This is a genomic window from Microbulbifer maximicatervae (SeqCode) (genome assembly GCF_052467955.1).
In genome coordinates this window covers 3,807,895-3,829,237 of the sequence record NZ_CP174329.1, presented here as the reverse complement: position 1 = coordinate 3,829,237, position 21,343 = coordinate 3,807,895, and the positions used below count along the sequence as shown (strand labels likewise).

General features: G+C 53.1%; 15 protein-coding genes and 3 tRNA genes. 16 read left to right on the top strand and 2 right to left on the bottom strand.

All coding sequences use genetic code 11. The features are described from left to right. The first annotated feature begins 152 nt into the window (after positions 1-152). The 13 genes from gyrA (at position 153) to ACJJI5_RS16350 (ending at position 16,479) form a co-directional block, all read left to right on the top strand. Entirely contained in the window at positions 153-2,714 is a 2,562-nt protein-coding gene (gyrA, locus tag ACJJI5_RS16410; protein ID WP_445354661.1) for a DNA gyrase subunit A, read from the top strand. Positions 2,715-2,881: 167 nt separating this feature from the next. Then, on the top strand, positions 2,882-3,961 hold the full coding sequence (gene serC, locus ACJJI5_RS16405; RefSeq protein ID WP_445354660.1) for a 3-phosphoserine/phosphohydroxythreonine transaminase: 1,080 nt from the start codon (positions 2,882-2,884) through the stop codon (positions 3,959-3,961). Between the two features lie 46 nt (positions 3,962-4,007). Beyond that, positions 4,008-5,111: a prephenate dehydratase gene (gene pheA / locus ACJJI5_RS16400; protein WP_282932042.1), complete on the top strand. Its 1,104-nt coding sequence runs from the start codon at positions 4,008-4,010 to the stop codon at positions 5,109-5,111. Then, positions 5,111-7,342: a bifunctional prephenate dehydrogenase/3-phosphoshikimate 1-carboxyvinyltransferase gene (locus tag ACJJI5_RS16395; RefSeq protein WP_444897940.1), complete on the top strand. Its 2,232-nt coding sequence runs from the start codon at positions 5,111-5,113 to the stop codon at positions 7,340-7,342. The genes pheA and ACJJI5_RS16395 overlap by 1 nt, the downstream gene beginning before the upstream one ends. Before the next feature lie 74 nt (positions 7,343-7,416). After that, complete coding sequence (gene cmk, locus ACJJI5_RS16390; protein ID WP_445354659.1) at positions 7,417-8,106, top strand: (d)CMP kinase; 690 nt, start codon at positions 7,417-7,419, stop codon at positions 8,104-8,106. Positions 8,107-8,274: 168 nt separating this feature from the next. Continuing rightward, positions 8,275-9,954 carry a 30S ribosomal protein S1 gene (gene rpsA, locus ACJJI5_RS16385; RefSeq protein WP_445354658.1) on the top strand — a complete coding sequence of 560 codons (1,680 nt, stop codon included), beginning with the start codon at positions 8,275-8,277 and terminating at the stop codon, positions 9,952-9,954. A gap of 141 nt (positions 9,955-10,095) precedes the next feature. Then, on the top strand, positions 10,096-10,404 hold the full coding sequence (ihfB, locus tag ACJJI5_RS16380; protein ID WP_282932044.1) for an integration host factor subunit beta: 309 nt from the start codon (positions 10,096-10,098) through the stop codon (positions 10,402-10,404). Between the two features lie 92 nt (positions 10,405-10,496). Next, a complete protein-coding gene (locus tag ACJJI5_RS16375; protein ID WP_413662669.1) occupies positions 10,497-10,805 on the top strand; it encodes a lipopolysaccharide assembly protein LapA domain-containing protein in 309 nt (102 codons plus the stop codon). A 1-nt stretch (position 10,806) separates the two neighbouring features. After that, entirely contained in the window at positions 10,807-12,000 is a 1,194-nt protein-coding gene (lapB, locus tag ACJJI5_RS16370) for a lipopolysaccharide assembly protein LapB (RefSeq protein WP_413662668.1), read from the top strand. A 70-nt stretch (positions 12,001-12,070) separates the two neighbouring features. Further along, complete coding sequence (pyrF, locus tag ACJJI5_RS16365; RefSeq protein ID WP_445354657.1) at positions 12,071-12,778, top strand: orotidine-5'-phosphate decarboxylase; 708 nt, start codon at positions 12,071-12,073, stop codon at positions 12,776-12,778. Between the two features lie 141 nt (positions 12,779-12,919). Next, positions 12,920-13,228, top strand: coding sequence for a ComEA family DNA-binding protein (locus ACJJI5_RS16360; RefSeq protein ID WP_444897936.1), 309 nt, complete (start codon positions 12,920-12,922; stop codon positions 13,226-13,228). Positions 13,229-13,582: 354 nt separating this feature from the next. Further along, positions 13,583-14,473, top strand: coding sequence for an MraY family glycosyltransferase (locus ACJJI5_RS16355; RefSeq protein ID WP_444897935.1), 891 nt, complete (start codon positions 13,583-13,585; stop codon positions 14,471-14,473). A gap of 53 nt (positions 14,474-14,526) precedes the next feature. Then, positions 14,527-16,479, top strand: coding sequence for a polysaccharide biosynthesis protein (locus tag ACJJI5_RS16350; RefSeq protein WP_445354656.1), 1,953 nt, complete (start codon positions 14,527-14,529; stop codon positions 16,477-16,479). Positions 16,480-16,600: 121 nt separating this feature from the next. Here the strand turns inward: ACJJI5_RS16350 and ACJJI5_RS16345 are convergent. Together ACJJI5_RS16345 and ACJJI5_RS16340 are read right to left on the bottom strand one after the other, a co-directional pair. Then, a tRNA-Asn gene (locus ACJJI5_RS16345) sits at positions 16,601-16,676 on the bottom strand. 46 nt (positions 16,677-16,722) lie between these two features. Further along, positions 16,723-16,798, bottom strand: a tRNA-Asn gene (locus ACJJI5_RS16340). Positions 16,799-17,039: 241 nt separating this feature from the next. On the opposite strand from ACJJI5_RS16340, the gene uvrB reads away from it, so the two are divergent. From uvrB to thrS, 3 genes are all read left to right on the top strand, one after another. Then, positions 17,040-19,049: an excinuclease ABC subunit UvrB gene (uvrB, locus tag ACJJI5_RS16335; protein WP_445354655.1), complete on the top strand. Its 2,010-nt coding sequence runs from the start codon at positions 17,040-17,042 to the stop codon at positions 19,047-19,049. Positions 19,050-19,225: 176 nt separating this feature from the next. Next, positions 19,226-19,302 (top strand) — tRNA-Val (locus ACJJI5_RS16330). A gap of 110 nt (positions 19,303-19,412) precedes the next feature. After that, a complete protein-coding gene (gene thrS, locus ACJJI5_RS16325) occupies positions 19,413-21,341 on the top strand; it encodes a threonine--tRNA ligase (RefSeq protein ID WP_445354654.1) in 1,929 nt (642 codons plus the stop codon). The last annotated feature ends 2 nt before the right edge of the window (positions 21,342-21,343 follow it).

The window sequence follows — 21,343 nt, the reverse complement described above, 5'->3', positions numbered from 1 at the left end:
AGCCGCAGTCAATGGGGGCGACAACTGTGGTTTGTGCCGCAGTTGGATATCTCCGAGTCCTGCAGCTCCAAACATCTCAAACTATGGTAGAATCGCCCGCTTATCCCGGGCACAGTACGTACGCCCGCGCTATAAAAGGAACGCCGTAAGCCATGGGCGAATTAGCCAAAGAAATCTCTCCGATTAATATCGAAGAAGAACTCAAGCAGTCTTATCTCGACTATGCCATGAGCGTGATTGTCGGGCGCGCACTGCCGGATGTACGCGATGGCCTCAAGCCGGTACACCGCCGCGTGCTCTACGCGATGAGCGAGCTTAAAAACGACTGGAATAAACCTTACAAGAAATCAGCGCGTGTCGTTGGTGATGTAATCGGTAAATATCACCCGCACGGAGACACTGCGGTCTACGACACTATTGTGCGTATGGCGCAGCCGTTTTCTATGCGTTACACCTTGGTAGATGGCCAGGGTAACTTCGGTTCTATCGATGGTGACAGTCCAGCTGCCATGCGATACACCGAAATTCGTATGGATAAGTTGGCCCACGAGCTGCTGTCCGACCTCGATAAAGAAACTGTTAATTTTGTCGATAACTACGATGGTTCCGAGCAAATGCCGGAGGTGTTGCCTTCGCGTGTGCCGAACCTCTTGGTCAATGGTTCCTCCGGTATTGCGGTAGGCATGGCCACCAATATCCCTCCCCATAATCTGGGTGAGGTGATCAAGGCTTGTCTGGCTCTGATCAATAATTCCGAGTTGACCGTCGACGACCTGATGGAGTACATCCCCGGGCCGGACTTCCCCACGGGCGCCATCATCAATGGCCGCGCCGGTATTCTCCTTGCCTACCGCACTGGCCGTGGCCGCATTTATGTGCGTGCCAAAGCAGATGTGATCCGCGATGACAAGACCAATCGCGAAACCATCATCATTACTGAGATCCCCTTCCAGTTGAATAAAGCGCGCTTGATCGAGCGTATTGCTGAGCTGGTGAAAGAGAAAAAGATCGAGGGTATCTCTGAGCTGCGCGACGAGTCCGACAAAGACGGCTTGCGCGTAGTGATTGAGCTTAAGCGAGGAGAGCTGGGTGATGTGGTCCTGAATAACCTCTATTCCCAGACCCAGCTGGAAAGCGTCTTCGGTATCAATATGGTGGCCCTGGTCGATGGCCAGCCCAAGGTATTGAACCTCAAAGAGCTGCTCGAGCACTTTATTCGCCACCGCCAGGAAGTGGTTACCCGTCGTACGGTCTACCTGTTGCGCAAAGCCCGCGAGCGCGGTCATATTCTGGAAGGTCTGGCGATTGCCATCGCCAATATCGATCCGGTAATCGAGCTGATCAAATCTTCCGCCACACCGGCAGATGCCCGCGAGGCGTTGCTGGCTAAAGGCTGGCCTGTGGGCAATGTACAGCAGTTCCTGGAGCGGGCTGGTTCTGATGCCTGCCGTCCAGATGATCTGCCGCAAGAATTTGGTTTGCGCGACGACTCTTACTACTTGTCCCCGGCCCAGGCTCAGGCAATTCTCGAATTGCGCCTGCACCGCTTGACCGGTATGGAGCACGACAAGCTGTTGGCAGAATACCAGGATCGACTGGAGCAGATCGCTGAATACCTGCATATCCTCGGCAGCTTCGAGCGCCTGATGGAAGTGATCCGCGAAGAGTTAGAGCAGCTGTCAAAGGACTTTAACGATGAGCGTCGTACCGATATCGTTGCGTCTCGCCAGGATCTGACCGTTGAAGACCTGATTACCCCGGAAGACAAGGTAGTAACTATCTCCCACGGTGGTTACGCCAAGAGCCAGCCGCTGACCGATTACCAGGCCCAGCGCCGTGGTGGTATGGGTAAATCCGCGACCCAGGTAAAAGACGAGGACTTCGTCGAGCATCTATTGATCGCCAACTCCCATGACACCCTTCTATGCTTCTCTAATAAGGGCAAGGTGTACTGGCTGAAAGTCTACGAAGTGCCCACCGCTGGCCGAGCCTCCCGTGGTCGCCCAATGGTTAATATGCTGCCCCTGGAAGAGGGTGAGCGTATCAGCAGCATGATGCCGGTGTCCGAGTACGACGAAAATCACTTTATCTTCTTCACCACTGCCAATGGCACCGTGAAGAAAACCCCCCTCACCGCTTTTGCTCGCCCCCGCAGTGTTGGTTTGCGTGCAATTGAATTGGAGGAGGGCGATCGCCTGGTAGCCACTGCGATTACCGATGGTGAGCGCGATGTAGCGCTGTTTACCAGCGCCGGTAAGGCGGCGCGCTTCTCCGAGTCCAATGTGCGCTCTATGGGTCGTGTTTCCCGTGGTGTTCGCGGTATTCGTATGCAGGAAGGTCAGCAGGTTATCGCTATGGTTATCCCTGAAGAGGGTGGCTCTGTGATGATGGCTACTGAGAATGGTTACGGTAAGCGTACAGCTATCAGTGAATTCCCCACCAAGGGACGCGGTACCCAGGGTGTTATTGCGATCGCGGAAAGTGAACGTAACGGTGCCTTGGTTGGGGCCTGTCAGGTGCACCCAGGTGAGGAGATGATGTTGATCTCCGACCAGGGTACTCTGGTGCGTACCCGTGTTGATGAAGTGTCTGTACTTGGGCGCAACACGCAGGGGGTGCGAGTGATTCGCCTGAAGACTGGCGAGAAGCTGGTTGGTCTCGGTCGCATTGAAGAGACCGAAGATGACGGTGAAGAAAACGGTGGGGAAGAGTGACCCACCGCTCCAGACCACTAAGAAAGGCTGCGTTTATCGCGGCCTTTCTTGCCTTTGGCTCCCACGAAAAACGCTAAAGGCGCGATATCTATCCCCCTGAATGGCAGTTTGTGCGTAGACACATCTAGTTGTATTTGAAACCTTTTTTGTATTGTGGAAATCAGCTCATGAGGAAGTTTAATTTCTGTGCAGGTCCTGCCGCTTTACCGCAGCCCGTATTGGAGCAGGCGCAAAGGGAGTTGCTCAATTGGCAAGGGCTCGGTTGCTCTGTAATGGAAGTCAGCCACCGTTCTCCAGAGTTTGTTGAGGTAGCTGAGCGGGCCGAACAGGATCTCCGCGATCTGCTCAGTGTGCCGAGCAGCTACAAAGTATTGTTTCTTCAGGGGGGGGCAACTGGGCAGTTCAGTGCTGTGCCCTGGAATCTTCTCGGTGCCGGTTCATCCAAAGCTGAATTTATACACTCCGGTAGTTGGGCGGCCAAAGCGATCAAAGAAGCTCGTCGCTACGGTGAGGTAAATGTGGTCGCATCCAGTGAGGATCGCAACTTCAGCTATGCACCTGCGGCAGACAGCTGGCAGTCGAGTGGTGATGCGGCTTATTTCCACTATACCCCCAACGAGACGATTGGCGGTGTTGAGTTTGGCTATGTGCCGGAAGTGGAGTGCCCGCTAGTGGCGGATATGTCCTCAACTATTTTGTCTCAACCGATTGAGGTGGAAAAGTTCGGCGTTATCTATGCCGGCGCGCAGAAAAACATTGGCCCCTCAGGTATCGCTGTAGCCTTGATTCGGGATGATTTACTCGATCGCTCACTGGAAAATATTCCTCGCAGTTTGAGCTGGAAGGTGGCGGCAGAAGCGGGCTCTATGGATAACACGCCACCTACTTTCGCCTGGTACTTATCTGGTCTTGTCTTCCAGTGGTTGAAAGGTCAGGGGGGTGTTGATGCGATGGCTAAGCAGGCCGATGCTAAATCCAAAATGCTGTACGACTTCCTCGACAGCAGTGACTTTTTCTCCAGTCCGGTTGAGGAGGGAAGTCGCTCCCGCATGAATGTGCCCTTTGTGTTGGCTGACGACCGCCTGGATAAGCAGTTTTTGATTGAGTCAGAAGAAGCGGGTTTGTTGAGCTTAAAGGGGCACCGCTCTGTGGGTGGTATGCGCGCGTCGCTATATAACGCCGTTCCCATGGAGGCAGTGGAAGCGCTTGTGGCATTTATGGCGGATTTTGAAGCGCGCAAGGCTTAGGTAGTTAATTCAATCTTGATGATTTCTAGAGAAAGTAGATAAACGAATGGCAGAGGAAACTGTGAGTGGTGACCAGCGACTGCTGGAGCTGCGCAATCAGATCGACAGTATTGATGGAGAGATTGCTCGCTTAATTAGTGAGCGGGCTCGCTGCGCCCTGGAGGTTGCAGAGGTTAAGAAAGCTACTGGCGAGGATGCTCTCTATTATCGGCCGGAGCGTGAAGCACAAGTGCTGCGCAAGGCTATGGAGCGCAATAATGGTCCGCTGACTGATGAAGAAATGGCGCGACTGTTTCGCGAAATTATGTCGGCCTGCCTGGCCTTGGAAGAGCCCGTCAAGGTGGCCTACCTGGGCCCTGAGGGTACCTTTACCCAGCAGGCGGCATTAAAGCACTTCGGCAACTCTGCCCAGAGCCGGCCGCTGGCGGCAATTGATGAAGTTTTCCGTGAGGTAGAAGCAGGTGCCGTCAGTTACGGTGTAGTGCCGGTAGAAAACTCTACCGAAGGGGTGATCAATCACACCCTGGATAACTTTATGCACTCTAACCTGAGTATCTGCGGTGAGGTGGAGCTGCGTATCCATCATCACTTGATGATCTCAGATGTAACGCGCCCAGAGTCAATCACTCGTATTTATTCCCATGCGCAGAGCTTAGCGCAGTGCCGCAAATGGCTTGATGCTCATTATCCCAATGTGGAGCGTGTTGCAGTTGCCAGCAATGCGGATGCGGCCAAGCGCGTTAAGGGTGAGTGGAATGCTGCGGCGATAGCTGGCGATATGGCAGCGGAACTCTACGGGTTGAAGGTGCTGTCGGAGAAAATAGAAGATCGCCCGGATAATTCCACCCGCTTCTTGATTATTGGTACCCAGCAAGTGCCTGCGAGTGGGGATGATAAGACCTCATTGATGGTATCAATGCGCAATGAGCCAGGTGCTCTGCACGATCTCCTGGAGCCGTTTCGTCGCTACAGTGTCGATTTGACTCGGGTAGAGACCCGGCCATCGCAGTCTGGCAATTGGACCTATGTGTTCTTTATCGATTTTAGCGGCCACCGCGATACCCAGGGAATTGCCGAGGCATTAAAAGAAGTCGGTGGCTGCGCTTCAGACTTGAAAGTGCTGGGCTCCTACCCTCGCGGAGTGCTGTGATGGCAGAGGCTCAAATTGGCCGACTGCTGGTTGTTGGGATCGGTTTAATTGGGGGGAGTTTTGCCCTTGCACTGAAAGCTGCGAGGGCTTGCCGAGAGGTTATCGGGGTCGCTCTGGAAGAGAGTGTCTGCGATGAAGCCAGGGCGCTCGGTATTGTTGATCGGGCCAGCACCAGTCTCGAGCTGGTATTGCCGCAGCTGGAGCCGGGCGATTTGGTGTTTGTGGCTGTGCCGACACTGGCGATTGAGCCTGTATTCGCGCAGCTGAAAGAACACCTGCCGGCGGGAGTCACTGTGACAGATGGCGCCAGCGTAAAAGGTAGCGTGGTGGCAGCGGCAGAAAAAGTGTGGGGGAGTGCTCCAGATTTTCTGGTGCCAGGGCACCCAATCGCTGGTTCTGAAAAAAGTGGTGTTACCGCGGCGAGAGATGACCTCTATAGGGATCACCGCATTATCCTGACGCCGCTTGCGAATACAGGGGCTGCTCATTTGCATCTCGTGGAGCGAGCATGGCAGGCCGTGGGAGCTGAGCCCCTGACAATGTCAGTGGAGGAGCACGACGAGGTTCTGGCCGCTACGAGCCATCTTCCTCATGTCATCGCTTTTAGCCTTGTGGACACTTTGGCCCACGATGCGGAAAACGAAAATATCTTCCGCTATGCGGCGGGAGGCTTCCGTGATTTTACTCGTATCGCTTCCAGTGACCCGGTTATGTGGCGAGATATTATGCTCGCCAATCGAGATGCCATCTTAAAGGCTATCGACCTATACAGCCTCAACCTTTCTTCCCTGCGCGACGCTATTGCCTCCGGTGATAGCGCTGCCCTGATGGGGGTTTTTACCCGCGCCAAAGCGGCGCGGGATCACTTCACCAAAATGTTGGCAAAACAAGCGTATTCGGAACCTATGCAAGAACAAGAGATTACTTTTATCGTGCAGCCGGGCGAGGCTGTAAATGGCAAGCTCAGGGTGCCGGGGGACAAGTCCATGTCGCACCGCTCAATTATGCTGGGCTCCCTGGCCGAGGGAGTTACAGAAGTTGAGGGCTTCCTGGAGGGTGAGGATGCACTGGCAACCCTGCAGGCTTTCCGCGATATGGGGGTCGTGATTGAGGGGCCGGACAATGGTCGGGTTGTAATTCATGGCGTGGGTCTTAATGGCTTGCAGGCACCGCCCGGACCGCTATATCTCGGTAACTCCGGGACCTCCATGCGCCTGTTGGCTGGATTGCTTGCCGGGCAGGATTTCGACGTAACACTCACTGGCGATGAGTCCCTGTCAAAGCGCCCGATGAATCGCGTGGCTAACCCCCTGCGTGAGATGGGTGCAAATATTGAGACTGGCCCGGAAGGTCGTCCGCCGCTTTTGATTAAGGGTGGTAGTGCGTTGAAAGGGATTGATTACCCGCTGCCGATGGCCAGTGCCCAGGTGAAATCAGCGGTATTACTGGCTGGGCTCTATAGTGAGGGTCAAACGTCTACCGTTGAGCCGGCGCCCACTAGAGATCATACCGAGCGCATGTTGCAGGGCTTTGGTTATAAGGTGGAGCGGGATGGGGCTCAGGCTAAACTGGCGGGCGGCGGCTCACTGAAATCCTGTCGCATCGATGTGCCTGCCGATATTTCTTCAGCCGCATTCTTTATGGTTGCTGCCGCTATTTCTCCCGGTTCCGATGTTGTACTGGAGCATGTGGGGATCAATCCGACCCGCGATGGGGTTATCAATATCCTCCGTGCAATGGGCGGTAATGTCGAATTGCTGAATATGCGTGAAGTGGGCGGTGAGCCGGTGGCGGATATTCGCGTTCGCTATGCGCCCTTGAAGGGAATTCGTATCCCTGAGGATCAGGTACCCCTGGCGATTGATGAGTTTCCCGCATTGTTTGTTGCGGCAGCTTGTGCAGAAGGTGAGACCGTCCTGACTGGTGCGGAGGAGTTACGGGTCAAGGAAAGTGACCGGATTCAGGCGATGGCAAATGGCTTGATTGCACTTGGGGTAAAAGCTGAGCCAACACCGGACGGTATCGTGATCCAGGGCTGCAAAGAGGGTGCGGTATTTGCTGGAGGCACCGTCGATAGCTTAGGGGATCACCGCATTGCTATGGCGTTTGCAGTGTCATCGCTGCGCGCAAAGGATACAATCCGCATCCTTCACTGCGCCAATGTGGCGACCTCATTCCCGAACTTTGCCGAACTGGCAACGGGCGCGGGTCTCAAGTTGCAGTTGGCGTGACACGGGCATTCAGGTTTGGGCGGTTGTGGTTCGCTTGAGTGCATCCGCCAGAGATGTTGAGTTGTAAAGAAAATATGAGTGATACAAACGGGTTGCCACCAGTAGTTACCATTGATGGTCCCAGTGGTTCGGGTAAGGGAACCATTGCAAAGCTTTTGGCTGATCGCTTGAGCTTTTCCTTGTTGGACTCCGGGGCCCTTTATCGGGCTGCAGCTTTGGCCGCACTTAATAAGGAAGTTGATCTCTCCAATGACAAGCTGCTGACCGAATTGGCGAAAGATCTCGATGTGCGCTTTACCGTGAGTGCCGGTCAGTTGCAGGTGTGGCTGGAAGAGAGTGACGTCACCGCAGATATCCGTATGGAGCGGGTAAGCATGGCTGCTTCCAAGGTCGCGGCAATTCCCGGTGTGCGGGCAGCGCTGCTGCAGCGCCAGCGGGACTTCCGCCAGCCCCCCGGCTTGGTTGCCGATGGTCGGGATATGGGCACTACCGTGTTTCCCGACGCGCCGGTCAAGGTTTACCTAACCGCCAGCGCTGAGGAGCGCGCTAACAGGCGTTTCGCTCAGTTGCAGGAGAAGGGGGTTTCTGTTAGCCTCCGCGACCTGCTGGAGGACATCCGTGCCCGAGATGCACAGGATATGAACAGAAAAGCCTCCCCCCTGGCTCCCGCTGAGGATGCGGTTGAGCTGGATAGTACGGGGGTGAGTATCGATGAAGTCCTCCGAAAAGTGCTCGATTTGGTTCAGGAGCGTATTTCACCCTGAAGTTCGGGCAGTAAATAGTTTTCTAACGACAGCGGCCGGGATCAGCCAGAATCGCCCGGCCGTTATCGTAATCCGACCCGCGTGCTGGCAGCGCGGTTGGGGTCGCGGCTGGCGGTTGACTAGACTTAACAGTTACCAACGGCTGGACCCAGCACTATAGGTAATGTAATGAGCGAGAGCTTTGCTGATCTATTTGAAGAGAGCCTGAAAAGCGTTGAAATGGCACCGGGCGCAATTGTTACTGGTGTTGTAATCGACGTAGATAAAGACTGGGTTACCGTTCACGCGGGCCTGAAGTCTGAAGGCGTTATCCCTGCTGCACAATTCGCCAACGATAAAGGTGAAGTTGAGCTGCAGGTGGGCGACGAAGTGCAGGTTGCCCTGGAAGCTGTAGAAGACGGTTTCGGTGAAACCCGTCTGTCCCGCGAAAAAGCCAAGCGCGCTGAAGCCTGGAAAATCCTCGACGCAGCTCACGCAGCTGACGAAGTGGTTAAAGGTGTTATCAGCGGTAAGGTTAAAGGTGGCTTTACTGTTGATGTTGCCAATATCCGTGCGTTCCTGCCCGGCTCTCTGGTTGACGTTCGTCCGGTTCGCGACACTGCGCACCTGGAAGGTAAAGAGCTCGAGTTCAAAGTTATCAAGCTGGACTCCAAGCGCAACAACGTAGTTGTTTCCCGCCGCGCCGTTATGGAAGCTGCCACCTCCGAAGAGCGTGAAGCTCTGCTGGAAAGCCTGCAGGAAGGCATGAGCGTCAAGGGTATCGTGAAGAACCTGACCGACTACGGTGCTTTCGTAGACCTGGGCGGTATCGACGGCCTGCTGCACATCACCGATATGGCTTGGAAGCGCATCAAGCACCCGAGCGAGATCGTGAACGTTGGCGACGAGATCGAAGTAAAAGTACTGAAGTTCGACCGCGAGCGCAGCCGTGTATCCCTTGGCCTGAAGCAGTTGGGCGAAGATCCTTGGGTATCCATCAAGCAGCGTTACCCAGAGAACAGCCGCGTGAAGGCGGTTGTAACCAACCTGACCGACTACGGCTGCTTTGCCGAGCTGGAAGAAGGTGTGGAAGGTCTGGTACACGTTTCCGAAATGGATTGGACCAACAAGAACATTCACCCGTCCAAAGTTGTCCAGGTTGGCGACGAGGTAGAGGTGATGATCCTGGATATCGACGAAGAGCGTCGTCGTATCTCCCTGGGTATCAAGCAGTGCCAGGAAAATCCGTGGGATGCCTTCGCGCGTAAATTCGCTAAGGGCGACAAGATTTCCGGTAAGATCAAGTCCATCACTGACTTCGGTATCTTCATTGGTCTCGACGGCAGCATCGACGGTCTGGTTCACCTGTCCGACATCTCCTGGAACGAAGCTGGCGAAGAAGCTGTTCGCAAGTTCAAGAAAGGCGACGAAATCGAGACTATTATCCTGGGTATCGATTCCGAGCGCGAGCGCATCTCCCTGGGCATCAAGCAGCTGGAGTCCGATCCGTTCTCCGACTACGTTACCACCAGCGATCGCGGCAGCATCGTTGTAGGTACTGTTAAGGAAGTTGACGCTAAGCAAGCAGTAATCACCCTGGCGGACGAAGTAGAAGGCGTGCTGCGCGCTTCTGAAATCAGCCGCGACAAGGTTGAAGATGCTCGCAACGTCCTGAAAGAAGGCGAAGAAGTAGAAGCTAAGATCACCAGCGTGGATCGCAAGAACCGCGTGATCAGCCTGTCTATCAAAGCCAAAGACCAGGACGACGAGAAGCAAGCTATCAAGGATCACAGCAAGAAGCAGTCTGAACAAGTTCAGCCCGCTACTATCGGTGACCTGATCAAGGCTCAAATGAATAACAAAGACTAATCGTCTTTGAGTGTTCATAGCTCCAAATGGATCATTTGGAGTGACTCGAAAGCCGGACTGGGGTTGCCCAGTCCGGCTTTCTATTAGATGATTGGTGCTCTACTCCAGAATAATCAATGACTTACAAAGGTTGCGGAGCGCATGACCAAGTCCGAACTGATCGAAAGGATTGCGTTGAGGTTGGATCAGCTGCCAGTTAAGGATGTAGAGCTGGCGGTAAAAGTGGTGCTCGACACCATGTCAGATGCCCTGTCTCAGGGTGAGCGTATAGAGATACGCGGCTTTGGTAGCTTTTCTCTTCACTATCGAGCTCCGCGTACGGGCCGGAATCCCAAAACTGGGGACGCGGTTGATCTCGCCGGGAAATATGTCCCGCATTTCAAACCTGGCAAAGAGTTGCGCGACAGAGTGAATCGAAGTATGCACGATGAGGCGAGTATCGAAGTATGATTAGATTCCCTGGCAGCAGTATAAATACTGCCATTAATCGGGGTGAGCTTCGTCGTTAATCGATAAAGTTTTTGTGGAACGTGGAGGTTCCCTTGTCATTTTTGCGTTGGCTGACACGCATCGTCTATGGGGTCGTCGCCCTGCTTTGCATCGCTTTGGGGATTTATTTCGCAGTTGCCAATCCGGAGACTATCAAGCCAAATATTGTGGGCTATCAACTGCCGGCAGGAAGTGTAGGCTTTTGGTTGATTGGTTTCTTGTTGCTGGGGTTGTTGCTGGGTTTTGTCGTTAGTCTGCAGCCTGTTTATGCCAAGCGTCGCCAAGTGCGGTCGCTCGAGAAGCAATTGAAGAAAATGGAGCGGGAATTACACACCGCCCACCGCAAGGCTTCTGGAGACTGATTTGCTCGATTTTACCTATTTCTTTTTCCTGCTTGCGGCAATCGCGATCGGCTGGGTGCTGGGGCGAGGCAGCGCCAAAAAGAAAGTGGCGGATTATAGTGAGCAAGAGCATGCGCTGGTGAGGTCTTATGCCCAGGGTTTGAACTATTTATTGAGTGAGCGCCACGACGATACCATCGATAAATTTATTGACTCTTTGGAAGTAAGTCAGGCTACTTTTGACACCCACCTGGCTCTTGGAAGTCTGTTGCGCCGAAGAGGGGAGTACGATCAGGCGATTCGAGTCCATCAAAATTTACTCGGGCGCCCGAGCTTGTCCAGGGTTAGTCAAAACAAAGCTCAACTTGAACTTGCCTGTGACTATATTTCTGCTGGCTGGCTGGATAGAGCTGAGCGCCTGCTGCAGGAGTTGGTTGAGACCTCTCAGGAGTTAAAGGCTGTTAGCCTGGAGCGCCTGATTGAAGTCTACCGGGATGAAAGGGAGTGGGCTAAAGCGATTCATGCTGTAAACCTATTGCATGGCCGACGGTTCAAGCGCCTCTCGGCTGACTGGGCTCCGGTTCAGGCTCATTTTTGTTGCGAATTGGCAGAGGAGTCAATAGCGGCAAAGGATTACCTAAGTGCGAGGAAGCATATCGATTCTGCTCTGAGTTATGAGCGCAGCTCAGTGCGGGCAAATTTGCTGTGGGGTCGCCTCGAATATCTGCTTGGCAAGCCAAGAGAGGCGATCAAGGTTTTGCAGCGGATACCTAAGCAGAGTCCGGACTATATTCCTGAAATCCTTGAGTTGTTGATTACTTGTTATGGGGATTTAGGGGATGGCAAGGGGTTGGATCGCTATCTTGAATCCCTTTTGAAAGAGCACCCCTCTAATAGCGTATTGATTGCCCTGACTGAGCGTATTCAGCAGCAGGATAGTGAGGCTGCAGCGGCTGCATTTATGGGGAAGCAGCTGGCGTTGCGCCCGTCTTTGAGGGGGTTGGGACGCTTTCTCGACCTCCATATTGATAGTACAGAGGGTAGGGCGAGAGAGAATCTCTCTCTGCTCAAGACGCTAATCGATCAGCTAATAGCGAGCCGCCCTCACTACCGGTGTAGCAATTGTGGGTTTTCGGGCAATCAGTTGCACTGGTTGTGCCCGAGCTGCAAACACTGGGATTCGGTACGCTCCGTTAAGGGGATTGAGGGCGAGTAAAGTAATGACTGTCCTGTTCATCGGGCTAAGGGCCTGGTCGGGGCGGCTTTTGAAATGAATGAGGTTTTTCTTGCAGTCTAAAGTTTCTTCTCCGGTTATCGTTGCTCTGGATTACGACAATGCTGAGTCTGCACTGGCAATGGCAGATCAGCTCGATCCGTCGCTGTGTCGGGTCAAAGTTGGTAAGGAGCTGTTTACTGCCGCTGGTCCAGACCTGGTGAAAACGCTGGTTGACCGTGGCTTCCAGGTATTTCTGGACCTTAAATTTCACGATATCCCTAATACTGTTGCAAAGGCCGTTAAAGCTGCTGCGAAATTGGGGGTATGGATGGTTAATGTTCACGCAAGTGGCGGTGAGCGGATGATGTTGGCTGCCGCCGAGGCCCTGCGGGAATTTGGCGAAGATAAGCCTCTATTAATTGCGGTTACTGTGCTTACCAGCACAACTGCAGAGGAACTGGCTGCAGTTGGTGTGGCTGCACCGCTGGAAAAGCAGGTGTTTCACCTGGCCTCTCAAGCTAAGTCCTGCGGTCTCGACGGTGTGGTCTGCTCCGCACGGGAGGCCCAACTGCTGCGAAGTGAATGCGGAGCCGGTTTCTCCCTGGTGACGCCGGGAATTCGTCCCGCGGGCTCTGATGCCGGGGATCAGCGACGCACTTTGACGCCTGCTGAAGCTTTGGCGCAAGGTTCTGACTATTTGGTTGTGGGTCGTCCCATCACCGCGGCTCCTGAACCTCTAGCGGCCCTAAAGTCAGTACTGGCTGAAGTGGCAGATTAGGATGGTTATCTTGCTTCGTGGCTTGTAATGATGTGTAATTAGGCCTGAGCCGACAGAAAGTTGCCCGTTGATATTATGGTGTGGCTTGGGGGAGGTAATAGCAGTCCCAAAGTGAAACCGATAATTCACTGGGAGTTGACCATGAAATTGACCTACCAATTGTTTTCTGTTGTTTTTGCGCTAGCTTTTTCGCTTTTTTTGAGTCCATCTGCATTTGCGGGAGAGATGGGCAGCGTTGAAGCCAAAGAGGTTGTGCTGTCTGTCAATGTCAACAGTGCTTCAGCTGTTGAACTTGCTGAGAGGTTGAATGGCATTGGCGAAGCACGGGCACAATTAATCGTTGAGTATCGCGAGGTGCATGGGCCGTTTACTTCTGTGGAGCAGCTGTTGAATGTTAAAGGAATCGGTGCGGCAACCCTGGATAAAAACAGGGATTTGATTCGGCTCTAAAGGTTTATGGGTCCCGACTGGAGGCTTTTTGTGGTCTCCAGTTGGGGTTTTGAGTTGGTGAGTAAGAGAGCATTAATAGATGACTCCCCCGGATGAATTTCAGTTGTTACTGTCGATAAAATGTAGCATTTATGTTGCGTCTGCCGCGGAGCTACACCATTCGTTGTGTTCTACTTCCTGTTCTCGTCCCCCTTTCATTGTTGGCAAATGTTCCCCGCCTGGATGACCTTTAGGTTTTTCTGTCGAGTTGCGAAAACATTTTTAATTCATTTGCTGGGCATGGTGCTTCCCTGTCCTGTTTGTTGAATGTAGTCGGAAGGATTGGCTTGCTTGGAAGTGATAAGGGTTGGTTAGTTGATTAGTATCGCTTGGGAGTGGGTAATACCGCTATTGCTGGCTTTAGCAGCAAGCTATGGCGCTACATCGTTGTTTATCGTGAGGATGCGCAATTTTGCGCTCGATGTGCCCAATAATCGTTCAATGCACTCGGTGCCGGTACCTCGCACAGGTGGTTGGGCCTTTTTGCTCGGTTGTCTGGTTGCGGTAGTCGCTAGCCCACTTGACCTGTCTCCGTTGGTGTTGGCTGCATTTACACTGTTGTTAGTGGTATCCGCACTGGATGATCTTGGAGATGTAGCCATACATCTTCGCTTTTCGGCTCATCTTCTAGCTGTGGTCTTTCTTCTGTTTGCACTGCCAGAAAGTTTGGAGTGGTGGTTGTACCCGGTCCTTATCTTGGCGGGGGCCTGGGTTGTTAACCTCTACAACTTTATGGATGGAATGGATGGTCTAGCGGGGTCAATGACACTTGTTGGCTTTTCCTCCTTGGGGATTATTTGCACTTTAAATGGGGACTTGGAGTTAGCCTGGCTCTGTGCCCTGGTGGCTGTTTGTGCGTTCGTTTTTCTGGTCTTCAACTGGCCTGCGGCGAAGATTTTTTTGGGTGATGCTGGCTCCACGGGCGTAGGTTTGGGGGTGGTTGCTGTCAGCTTATTTGGCTGGCAGCGGGGAGCGTTTGAGCTTTGGATACCCGTGGTCATATTTATACCATTTTGGTTGGATGCTACATATACACTGCTAAAAAGGGCGTTGAGTGGTCAGCGTTGGTGGGAAGCTCATCGTGAGCATTTCTACCAGAGGTGCGCAATTAAGATTGGCGTTAAAAGGGCGCTCATTTTGCAGCTGGGCGCAATGATATCTTTTTCTTTAGTGGCGCTAGCAGCTGTTGTACTTGAGGGGAAGTGAATGTCTCTCATGCTGAATGTCGTTTTAAAGGTAAATAGATTTCGGGGAGTCTTGTGACAAGAGTTTGGCGCAATGTAAAGAAAGCCCATAAGCCAGTATTGATGCTGGCCTTTGATATGCTGATGCTAAGCATGGCCTTTTTGTTGGCAATGATGATTAGGCTTAATAGTGTCGCTCAATTTTTCGAGTGGCGAATGGTGGTCTGCCTGACATTAACACTAGTTGCCACTAGCTTTATTTTTCTCCGGCTCGGCTTGTACCGGACGATTATTCGGTACATGGGGCAAAAAGCTATCATTGCGGTTCTGCAGGGGGTCACTCTTTCTGCAGTGATGTTGGCGCTCTTTTCTTACCTGACTACGGCAGGGGTTCCTCGCTCTGTCCCTGTGATCTACTGGTGCTTTGCGTTTATTGCCGTGGGTGGGTCCCGCTGGTTGGTCCGCCTTTACTATCAGGCAGCACTTGAGATTCACAAAACCCGGGTGGCCATTTATGGTGCTGGTACTGCGGGCCTGCAAATGTATAAGGCGCTAGTTCACGGGCAGCTATATAAGCCCGTTGCTTTTTTTGATGATAACGCCTCCAAACAAAAGACATTTATTGATGGGCTGCTTGTGTATAACCCTGCAGACATTCTTGAAGTGGTTGCAGGTAAAGATATTGCAGAAGTTATTTTGGCTATGCCGGGAGTGCCCAGGCGCCGCCGTAGAGAAATAACCAAGGCGCTTAGAGAGCGAGGCCTGGTGGTAAAGGCGATTCCCGGAGTGGAGGAGCTGCTTGACGGTGTGGGACGGGCAGAGGATGTTTCGCAGACTTATGAGAATATTCTGGGGCGTGCTTCTGTTGAGCCTCAGAAGGAGCTCGTTTCTGGCTCCATCAGCGGCAAGGTGGTTTTGGTTACTGGTGCTGGCGGGTCTATTGGGTCAGAGTTGTGCAGGCAGATATCGCAATGGAAGCCTGCCAGGCTGGTTGTTGTTGAGTCCTCTGAATATGCCCTCTATCAGATAGAGCGCGAGCTGCGACAGCAGCATCAGGATGACAGGGTCCAGTTTGAAGTAACCGCGCTGCTTGGCGATGTGCGTAACACTGAGCGTATGGCGGAAATCATTCAGGGCTTCTCCGTGCATACAATTTACCATGCGGCCGCATACAAGCATGTGCCCTTGGTTGAGCAGAACGTTGTTATTGGCGCCGACAATAATGTTCTGGGCACCCTCTCTGTACTTGAGGCTGCGGAGCAGTGTGGGGTTGAGCAGTTTGTGCTTATCTCCACTGATAAGGCTGTCCGGCCAACCAATGTTATGGGGGCCACCAAGAGATTTGCTGAGCTGATTTGCCAGGATTTTGGTCGCCGTTTTAACAAGATGCGTGTGTGCATGGTCAGATTTGGTAATGTTATCGGCTCTTCCGGCTCGGTAATTCCCTTGTTCACGGATCAGATCAATGCCGGTGGTCCGGTAACTGTGACCCACTCAAAAGTAACCCGTTACTTTATGACAATTCCCGAGGCGGCTCAGCTGGTATTGCAGGCTGGGAGTATGGGGCGCAACGGGGATGTATTTGTTCTCGATATGGGTGAACCGGTTCGCATCTACGATCTGGCTGAGCGCTTGATTCGTTTGATGGGGCACACGGTAAGGGATGAAGAAAACCCTGATGGTGATATTGAAATTCAGCTCACTGGACTGCGCCCTGGGGAGAAATTGTACGAAGAGCTGTTGTTGGGGGATAACGTGCTGGGCACGGACCACCCAATGATTATGCGCGCAGAAGAGGAGCGTCTCGATAGCGAGGCTTTGCAGCTTCTGGTTTCAGAGCTTAGGGATGCGTGCGACTCTCATGATTGCGAGCAGGTCCGCTGGATTCTATGTCGGGCAGTAAAAGGCTATTCACCCAAGCAGGGGCTGGTCGATGTTGTCTGGTCGAGGCAGGGGAAGGTACGTAAAGCGAGCGGAGGGGCGACTGTGGAGAGGTTGCCTTTAGCTGGGGAGGCTGGTTCCCGCTAGCGTATATTTTGGGCGGCTAACTAATACGGTTGGTCGCTATCTCACAATCTCCATGTAGATTAAAAATATTTGAGCAGAAAAGAAAAAGCCCGGATAGATGGAATCTATCCAGGCTTTTGTTTGGCTCCGCCTGCTGGGCTCGAACCAGCGACCCAATGATTAACAGTCATTTGCTCTACCAACTGAGCTAAGGCGGAATTTAATCTAATTTATAGAGCGCAAATTAAGCTGCGCTTTGAAATTTGGCTCCGCCTGCTGGGCTCGAACCAGCGACCCAATGATTAACAGTCATTTGCTCTACCAACTGAGCTAAGGCGGAATATCTTTTCGGCTGTGCCGTTGAGATGGCGCGTATATTATAGAGCACTTCCGAACAGGTCAACCCCTTTTTTCATCTTTAACTAATTGATTTGTCAGGAAATTATTTTTTGGGGTCATGCGCAAAATGCCGCAGGTCAGAGTTGGGAAGGGTAGGACGCTATTCTCTTGTAATTGTGGGTCGTATGACGACAGCCTACAATCCTGTGTTGCATGAATGATTAAGCGGTTGGGGGAAGTGTATGGAGTCGCGACCTTTTAAGGTGGAATCCAAGTATCAGCCAGCGGGCGATCAGCCTCTGGCGATAGAGCAGTTGTCAGAAGGAATTGATGATGGTTTGAGCCATCAAACGCTGCTAGGTGTTACCGGTTCGGGTAAGACCTTCACTATGGCGAATATTATTGAGCGCCTGCAGCGGCCGGCCATTGTGATGGCTCACAATAAAACGCTGGCGGCTCAGCTCTACGGGGAGTTTAAAGAGTTTTTCCCCAAGAATGCGGTGGAGTATTTTGTCTCTTACTACGACTACTACCAGCCGGAGGCTTACGTTCCCTCTTCGGACACTTTTATCGAAAAGGATGCATCCGTAAACGAGCATATCGAGCAGATGCGCCTCTCGGCCACCAAGGCACTTATTGAGCGGCGCGATGTGGTTGTGGTCGCCACAGTTTCGGCAATTTACGGTTTGGGTGACCCGGACAAATATTTGAAGATGGTACTGCATTTGGATCGCGGTGATCTCGTTGATCAGCGCACTATCCTAAGGCGCCTGGCTGAACTGCAATATACTCGTAACGATGCAGATTTCCGTCGCGCCACTTACCGGGTGCGCGGCGATATTATCGATATCTACCCGGCAGACTCAGATTTGGAAGCGGTGCGCTTGTCTCTTTTTGATGAAGAGATCGAAGAGATCACCATATTTGACCCGCTCACAGGAGAGCAGATCAGGAAGGTGCCCCGGGTCACTATCTTCCCCAAGAGTCACTATGTGACGCCGCGAGAGACGATCGTCAGTGCTATCGATGAAATCAAAGATGAGCTGCGAGGGCGCCTCGAGCAACTGCGTGGCAACAACAAGCTGGTCGAAGCGCAGCGGCTAGATCAGCGTACCCGCTACGATGTGGAGATGATGCAGGAGCTTGGCTACTGCAATGGGGTGGAGAACTATTCCCGCTATCTCTCTGGTCGCGAATCTGGCCAGCCGCCCCCCACGCTTTTTGATTACCTTCCCAATGATGCACTGTTATTTATCGATGAGAGTCACGTGACAGTGCCGCAAATCGGCGGTATGTATCGTGGAGACCGGTCGCGCAAGGAAACTTTGGTGGAGTATGGCTTTCGTCTGCCATCGGCCCTGGACAATCGTCCTCTCAAGTTTGAAGAGTGGGAGGGGTTGGCACCCCAGACGGTTTTTGTGTCCGCAACCCCCGGGGTCTATGAGCAAGAGAATGCGGGGCAGGTGGTCGAGCAAGTGGTTCGCCCGACAGGGTTGGTGGACCCGGAAGTCGAAGTTCGCCCAGCATTGACCCAGGTAGATGATGCCCTGTCTGAGATTCATCGCTGCGTGGACGCCGATCAGCGGGTGCTAATTACCGTATTGACCAAGCGGATGGCGGAAGACCTGACTGAATACCTCTCCGAAAGTGGTGTCCGCGTCCGCTACTTACACTCCGATATTGATACCGTCGAGCGGGTAGAGATTATCCGGGACCTGCGTATTGGCGAGTTTGACGTGCTAGTTGGCATTAACTTACTGCGAGAAGGCCTGGATATGCCGGAAGTTGCCCTGGTGGCAATTTTCGATGCCGATAAAGAGGGCTTCCTCCGTTCCGATCGCTCACTGATCCAGACCATTGGGCGGGCTGCGCGAAACCTGGAGGGGAGGGCGATTCTCTACGCGGACAAAGTCACCGGCTCTATGGAGCGAGCACTCGAAGAGACTCGTCGCCGCCGCGAGAAGCAGTTGGCCTTTAATGAGGAGCACGGCATTACCCCCAAGGGTATCCGCAAGAGTGTGGCGGATATTCTGGAGGGAGCGGTGGCCCCCGGCGTGCCTAAGAAGGGGCGCCGCAAAGTTGCCGAGGGTAAAGGTGAGTACAAGGTGGATGTTGAGGCCCTTACCGATAAGCAGCGCTGGGCCCGAATTGCCGAGCTGGAAGAGCAAATGTACCAGCATGCGAAGAACCTGGAATTTGAAGCAGCAGCAAAATTGCGCGATGAGATTACCCACTTAAAAGGTGTGGAATAATCCTTGCTGAAGGGCGGGACTTGGATCTACATTTTGATAGTCCCGCACTGCCTTGTTGGTGCTTGGTAGCTCTTAAAAAATTTCACACAAAAGTTCAGTAAGTTGTTGAAAACACTGAAAAGCGGTGCTAAAGTTCGCGCTCTTCACAGCACAGGGTTCCCCCGCTGTAGAGCTTTAGACCCGTAGCTCAGTTGGTTAGAGCGCTGCCTTGACATGGCAGAGGTCGGCGGTTCAAATCCGCCCGGGTCTACCACCTTTCAAAAGGATGGATTGCCCATCCCGATCAAGAGTTCCATGAAAAAATTCATGGATAGTTTCATGCGGTCTTTGGTAGGGATCGCCACTGAGAACAAAGGATAAACAATGCCCGTTGTTACTCTCCCCGATGGTTCCCGTCGAGAATTTTCTGCTCCGGTTTCCGTACACGATGTAGCCGCTGATATCGGCCCTGGTTTGGCAAAAGCCGCACTTGCTGGCGTTGTAGACGGCAAGGAAGTCGATACCAGTTACGTTATTGATACCGACGTAAATCTGGCAATTATTACTGATCGTCAGCCCGAAGGCCTGGAAGTGATCCGTCACTCCACAGCGCACTTGCTGGCACAAGCAGTTAAGCAGCTGTACCCGACAGCCCAGGTCACCATTGGCCCGGTTATCGATGATGGCTTCTACTACGATTTCGCCTACGAACGTCAGTTTACGCCAGAAGATCTCGAGAAGATCGAAGAGCGTATGGAAGTGCTGGCGAAAGAAGACATCACTGTCAGTCGCCGCCTGATGCCGCGCAAAGAAGCGGTGAAATATTTCCGCGAGATGGGCGAAGAGTACAAGGCTGAGATTATCGACAGCATCCCCAGCGATGAAGATATTTCTCTCTACCGCCAGGGCGACTTTGAAGACTTGTGTCGCGGTCCCCACGTGCCCTCCACCGGCAGGTTGAAAGCGTTCAAACTGACCAAAGTGGCCGGTGCCTACTGGCGTGGCGACTCCAACAATGAAATGTTGACCCGTGTTTACGGCACTGCCTGGGCCAACAAAAAAGAATTGAAAGCTTACCTGCGTCGTATCGAAGAGGCAGAAAAGCGCGATCACCGCAAGCTGGCGAAGAAATTTGACCTTTTCCATATTCAGGAAGAGGCGCCCGGTATGGTGTTCTGGCACCCGAACGGCTGGACCATTTACAGCACTATCGAGCAGTACATGCGTCGCCGCCAGCGCGAATTCGGCTACAAAGAAATCAAGACTCCTCAGCTGGTAGATTTCAGCCTGTGGCGTAAGTCCGGTCACGCCGATAAGTTTGGCGATGACATGTTCACCCTGACCAGTGAAGAGCGTCAGTTCGCCATTAAACCGATGAACTGTCCTTGTCACGTACAGGTATTCAATCAGGGCCTGCGCAGCTACCGCGACCTGCCGTTGCGTCTGGCGGAGTTTGGCTCCTGTCACCGCAGCGAACCCTCCGGTTCCCTGCACGGCCTGATGCGCGTGCGCGGCTTTGTACAGGATGATGGCCATATCTTCTGTAGCGAAGATCAGATCCAGTCAGAAGTTTCTGACTTTATGGATCTGCTGCACTCCGTGTATAAGGATTTCGGCTTCCAGGACGTGATCTACCGTCTCTCCACTCGCCCGGAGAAGCGCGTAGGTTCCGATGAGAGCTGGGACAAGGCTGAAAAAGCTCTGGCCGACGCACTGGATGCCGCTGGCCTGCCGTGGGAAGAGCTGCCGGGTGAAGGCGCCTTCTACGGACCGAAGATCGAATTCTCCCTGAAAGACTGTCTCGGCCGTGTATGGCAGTGCGGTACTATTCAGGTGGATTTCTCCATGCCGGGCCGCCTGGATGCCCAGTTTGTAGCGGAAGATGGCTCGCGCCAGTCCCCGGTAATGCTGCACCGCGCAGCCCTGGGTTCCTTCGAGCGCTTTATCGGAATCCTGATCGAGCACTACGAGGGCGCGTTCCCCACCTGGCTCGCGCCGCAGCAGGTGGCGATCATGAATATCACCGATCGCCAGGCCGAATATTGTCGCAATTTGCAAGATCGTTTGGGTGAGCTGCAATACCGCGCCACAGCTGACTTGAGAAACGAGAAGATCGGCTTTAAAATCCGCGAGCACACGCTTCAGCGTGTTCCTTATCTATTGGTAATTGGCGATAAGGAAGTAGAAAGTCAAACCGTGGCAGTACGTACCCGTAGCGGTGAAGATCTTGGTACAATGACGTATGAGTCATTCCTCGAGATTCTCGAGCAAGACGTGAATCGTCGCGGCCGTTTGACAGAAGATAATGCATAACA